At 39.1% G+C, this 2,393-nt stretch carries 1 protein-coding gene; it reads left to right on the forward strand.

What is annotated here, in order from left to right; translation table 11 throughout:
- On the forward strand, positions 1-2,275 hold a 2,275-nt coding region (locus ACY65O_RS18170), incomplete at its 5' end, for a tail fiber domain-containing protein (RefSeq protein WP_462222277.1).
- Positions 2,276-2,393 lie beyond the last annotated feature (118 nt).

Genomic DNA, 2,393 nt, shown 5'->3' on the forward strand with positions numbered 1-2,393 from the left:
CGGGTATTCCAATATCGGAGTGGGTACCGGTGCTTTATTTAACACCAGTAATCGCAGTAACCTGGTAGCCGTAGGCGATAGTGCATTATTTAATAATGGAGTGGGAGCAGTTAATCCATACGAGGGCACTTTAAATTCTGCATTTGGCTCCAAAGCATTGTTTGCAAATACTACCGGTTATTATAATACTGCAACGGGTTCTAATGGACTAAAAAATAATTCGACCGGCGTGCAAAATACTGCTAACGGTACCAGTGCTTTGGTAACCAATACAACCGGAAGTGCCAATACGGCTATGGGTTTAAATGCTATGTTTACTAATTCAAGTGGCAATAGTAATACAGGCTTAGGCAATGCGTCATTAGCATTAAATACTACTGGCTCCAATAACACTTCAACAGGGTTTTATGCTTTATACAATAATACTACCGGCTACAGCAATGTGGCAATTGGTACAGAAGCCTTATTAAGAAATACTGATCGCAGCAACCTTGTAGCTGTTGGCGACAGTGCATTATATAACAATGGAGTGGGTGCAGTTAATGTTTATGATGGTACATTAAATTCTGCTTTAGGTTCAAAAGCTTTATTTGCAAATACAACTGGATATTATAACACAGCAACAGGCACAAATGCATTAAGATATAATACAACCGGTGCACAAAACACAGCCAATGGAACTGGGGCCTTGGTTAATAATACAATTGGTGGTGCTAATACTGCTATGGGGCTAAATACGATGGCTCAAAATAATACAGGAAACGACAATACTGCTGTAGGAAATTTTGCTTTAATCGGTAATACAGCCGGCAGTAGAAATACCGGGCTTGGTGGCGGTGTATTAGGCACCAATTCTACAGGAAATAATAATACAGCGATTGGATTTGGAGCTGACGTTCTTTCTAACAATCTTTCTAATGCAACAGCAATGGGTTATAATGCAAAAGTTGCGGCCAGTAATAGTTTAGTATTAGGTGGCACCGGTGCAGATGCTGTAAATGTAAGCATTGGCATCACTATACCAAAAGCACGGCTGCATGTTGCAGATAGTAGTGTATTATTTACAGCTGCTAATATTTTTCCTGTTACACCCGGATTACCTCCGCTATCGGGGCCGGGTTACCGCACATTTTGGTATGCTGATAAAGCAGCATTCCGAACAGGAGGTGTAAGTACCACTGCCTGGGATAAAGATAATATTGGGAATGCATCTTTTGCTGCCGGCTTTAGTACACAGGCATCTGGTGTTACTTCTTTCGCCATGGGAAATTTTGCATTTGCCACAGGAGATATTTCAACTGCAATGGGTAACAGTGTTTTTGCAAAAGCAAGATCAGCAGTTACGTTTGGTACATATAATGATATTACCGACAACCCCAGTGTAACAACAGAAGCATTAACCGACCGTGTATTTCAAATTGGAAATGGTATAGATAACGCAAATAGAAAAAATGCTTTAACTATTTTAAGAAACGGCAATGTCGGTATTGGAAATTTATTACCTGATGTACCACTATCATTCAGTAATACTACCGGCCATAAAATTTCATTGTACTCCAGCGGCATAACTGCACAATATGGCTTTGGTGTACAGGGTGGGTTATTACAGATGTATTCAGACGTTGCTGCTTCTGATATTGCCTTTGGTTATGGAGGCAGTACATCTTTTACTGAAAGAATGCGGATAAAAGGAAATGGTAATGTTGGTATTGGAAATAATAATCCTACCCGTCCGCTTTCATTTCCTGCTTCATTAGGTGAAAAAATATTACTCTACCCCGGCGGTGCAGGCGAAGTGGGTATTGGTGTTTATGGAAACGAATTAAGGTTACATGCAGATAACCCCGGTGCTGCAGTTTCCTTTGGCACACAGGATAATGCCGGTGTGTTTACTCAAGCAGGCAGGTTTCAGATAAGTGCACCTTATGCATTATTTGTAAATGGAAGTATATGGGCAAACGGAACTACGTATGCAAGTGATGAACGCTTTAAACAAAACATAACTGCCATACAATCCCCTTTGCAAAAATTATTACAGATAAATGGCGTAGAGTATGAAATGAAAACCGGTTCATTTCAAAAAAATAATTTTCAAAAAGGAAGACAGATGGGTTTGCTGGCACAGAATGTAGAAAAGATTGTTCCCGAAGCGGTAAACGAAATAGATGGATACAAAGGTGTGGACTATGCAAGATTAATGCCTTTACTGATTGAATCGGTAAAAGAGCAAAACAAAACCATTGAAGAATTGAAAAACGAATTTGAACAATTATAATTAATTATAACGAATTAAAAATGATGAAGGGTATCCCTATAGCTAACTGTAAAGTTGTTGAGTTGCTCTGTTTGCAAAATAGTATACGCATACAAAGCATCAGTAATTACAATAAAAT

This window comes from Ferruginibacter sp. (assembly GCF_031430955.1).
Classification (GTDB): domain Bacteria; phylum Bacteroidota; class Bacteroidia; order Chitinophagales; family Chitinophagaceae; genus Ferruginibacter.